Annotated in this window: 4 protein-coding genes and 1 pseudogene; 2 read left to right on the top strand and 3 right to left on the bottom strand. The window is 36.5% G+C overall.

All coding sequences use genetic code 11. The features are described from left to right. Both GO685_RS04590 and GO685_RS04585 read right to left on the bottom strand, forming a co-directional pair. Nucleotides 1-185: pseudogene (locus GO685_RS04590) on the bottom strand (hypothetical protein); the annotation flags it as partial. Nucleotides 186-203: 18 nt separating this feature from the next. Further along, complete coding sequence (locus GO685_RS04585) at nt 204-455, bottom strand: hypothetical protein (protein ID WP_175937771.1); 252 nt, start codon at nt 453-455, stop codon at nt 204-206. A gap of 115 nt (nt 456-570) precedes the next feature. On the opposite strand from GO685_RS04585, the gene glpX reads away from it, so the two are divergent. Further along, nucleotides 571-1500 carry a class II fructose-bisphosphatase gene (gene glpX / locus GO685_RS04580; RefSeq protein ID WP_343033217.1) on the top strand — a complete coding sequence of 310 codons (930 nt, stop codon included), beginning with the start codon at nt 571-573 and terminating at the stop codon, nt 1498-1500. A gap of 81 nt (nt 1501-1581) precedes the next feature. Next, on the top strand, nt 1582-2592 hold the full coding sequence (locus GO685_RS04575; RefSeq protein WP_175937770.1) for a hypothetical protein: 1011 nt from the start codon (nt 1582-1584) through the stop codon (nt 2590-2592). Between the two features lie 9 nt (nt 2593-2601). On the opposite strand, the gene GO685_RS04570 is transcribed toward GO685_RS04575, so the two are convergent. Continuing rightward, on the bottom strand, nt 2602-2809 hold a 208-nt coding region (locus GO685_RS04570), incomplete at its 5' end, for a DUF933 domain-containing protein (RefSeq protein ID WP_175937769.1).

Below are 2809 nucleotides of genomic sequence, written 5' to 3'. Positions count from 1 at the left end.
TTTTCTTTAAGCTCCTTTTTAAACCCCTCAGCAGTTATATCAGGGTTGTTAGCTACAATTTCCTTTATCTTATCATATGACATAGCAAATTTAGTATCTCCGGAGTTACTAGAATCTACTGAGCTGGTTTCTGTTTTATTTTCTGAAATATCAGGTACCTTTTGCTCCTCTTCCTCGTTTGTCACTGCGACTACCTGCTCTTGTTAAGGGAGAGTGAATCCGTTTTTCAGGAAAAGATCCTTAACACGTGAGTTATCATTTTCAGTTGCGTATTTTACGAGCAAGTTTCCTAATGAATTGCCTCCTTCACATTCATCTTGGAAATTAACTTCTTTAAATTTAGCTTTTCTTCTTAACCTATTTTGCAAATTTTCAAGACTGGCAACTTTATCACCACCTATAATCCTATCTATATCTAGATATAACTCCCTAACATCATCATCACTATATGCCATAACTAAACTTACTAATATATGTTAGTTTATTATACCAACTTCCCCGCAATCAGTCAAGATGTATTGCAGTTTTAAGTGGCATAATGTATATTGAATGCTTTATCTCGAGCAAATGATAGAAGATTTAGCTTACAAATTAGTCAAAGTGACCGAAGCTGGAGCGCTTGCTGCACATAAGTTGGTAGGCTTTGGTGATGAAAAAAGGGCTGATCAGGTTGCAGTTGATGCGACGCGGACGATGCTAAACTCCATGAAAATGAATGGTACGATTGTGATCGGCGAAGGGGAGAGGGACGAAGCACCGATGCTATATATCGGGGAAAAAGTTGGCACAGGAAGTGGCCCTGAGATTGACATTGCTGTTGATCCACTTGAAGGCACTACAATTTGCGCTCATTATAAACAAGGAGCAATGTCCGTTCTTGCTGCAACAAAAAAAGGTGATTTTTTACACGCACCTGACGTTTATATGGAAAAAATAGCAGTAGGAAAGAATCTTCCAGAGGGTGTAGTTTCATTAAAAAATAGCATTGAAAAAAATTTAGACAATCTAGCAAAGGCAAAAGGATGTAAGGTAAGTGATCTGACAGTAACTATACTTAAACGTAAAAGGCACAATGAATTAATAGCAAAAATCAGGAGATTAGGCGCAAAAATTAAACTAATAGATGATGGTGATATTGCTGCTGTAGTTTCGCTAGTGAATGGCAATCATGATACGTGTATTGGCATCGGGGGAGCGCCAGAAGGAGTGCTTGCGGCTGCAGCGTTGAGCTCAATCGGTGGACAGATGGAGGGAAGATTAATATTTGACACGGATCAGTTAAAAGAAAGAGCAAAAAGTTTGAATATTGATGACCCAGAAAAAATCTACACTATAAAAGATATGGCAAGAGGCGAATCAGTGTTCATTGCAACTGGAGTAACGAGTGGAGAACTTGTAGATGGAGTTAAATTTAGTCATAACATCTGTTCAACTAATTCTTTAATAATACTGCCTAACAAATTGATAAAGCTGCAAACAACACAGAATTTATGCTATTAGTGTTGACATAACTAAATTTTAGCTTTACAGAATACAACATTAAATATATTACTTTTGTATTTGGAAATGTAAGAGGGTATAATGTTAAATTCATCAGATTCTCAAGAAAAGGTAATTGTACAGGGAGTTTTTCAGGGCGAGCATAAATTTGATGACGATCCTGAAGTACAAAACGTACTGACAGACTTTGATAGTTTGGATTTCTCAGGTGGACCATTTAATCACCATTTATATGACATGAATTACAATGAAGGTAAAGAGGCAAATCCATTTGATGAAATAGCAAAATATTATGGAAGAAAGAAGAATGTTTTCCTCTTTGTCGATGTGGTATTTCGCAAGGAAAAAGAGATAATGGATATAATAAGTAAGAAGTGTGATGCCCAGGCCAGAAAGAAGTTTGGGGAGAGGATGAAGATATATTCGGATAGAATTCGGCAAGGAATAAATGATGCAAAAGAGTTTTTAAATAGTGACCTGACAGCTTTTTTTAATGGATATCATGTAGCGTGTCCAGGGCACGATCGCAATATTCATGAGAACCTTAATATTAACATTACTAAACCTGGACAGACTTTAGAAACCAGCAGCTTTTTTAGCAAAAAGATTAAAAGAATTGAAGAAGAAAAAAGTGAAGTAAAAAGAGTAAAAATATACAGCAATGGCAAAAGAGTAGTAACAATCAAGAAGAATGAGAAACAACAGAGGAACTACTCCTTTACAGAATTTGCAATATGCGACATTGAAATTAGTTGGAATGCAAAAGATACCTCAGAGAAAGATCTTAGTTGCGTTATTGTTCTAAGTATAAATTCTGGTCAAATTAGTATTAAAAAATCAACTATTGACGGTAGCGGTGTTGAACCGAAGGACATTTTAGAACTAGCTAAGCAAAATGAGATTGCGCTTATAGGGGGTAAAGCTTTACATGAAGTTTTAGAAAAATGTCTAATCCAGCAAACACCATGTGAGGAGAAGGAAAATACACAGCCACGCGAGAATATCGTTGTTGATGCACCTAGTTCAGCCTTTGATGAGCAAGTAACTGTAGAGAAAAAAGTTCCTATTCCTGAGAAAGCACCTGCTGTTTAGGTAGGTCTACTACACATTAAACCTAAAGTGCATTATATCGCCATCTTGCACGATATAATCTCTGCCTTCGAAGCGAATTTTTCCTGCGTCTTTGCAGGCTGATTCGCTTCCATATTTTACATAGTCTGCAAATCTTATCGTTTCTGCTTTTATAAAGCCTTTTTCGAAATCAGTATGAATCACACCCGCTGCTTTATCAGCTGTTGATCCTATCTTT

Source organism: Wolbachia endosymbiont of Madathamugadia hiepei, assembly GCF_013366855.1.
Classification (GTDB): domain Bacteria; phylum Pseudomonadota; class Alphaproteobacteria; order Rickettsiales; family Anaplasmataceae; genus Wolbachia.
The sequence above is the reverse complement of the archived record's forward strand: the minus strand, read 5'-3'. Positions and strand labels throughout refer to the sequence as shown.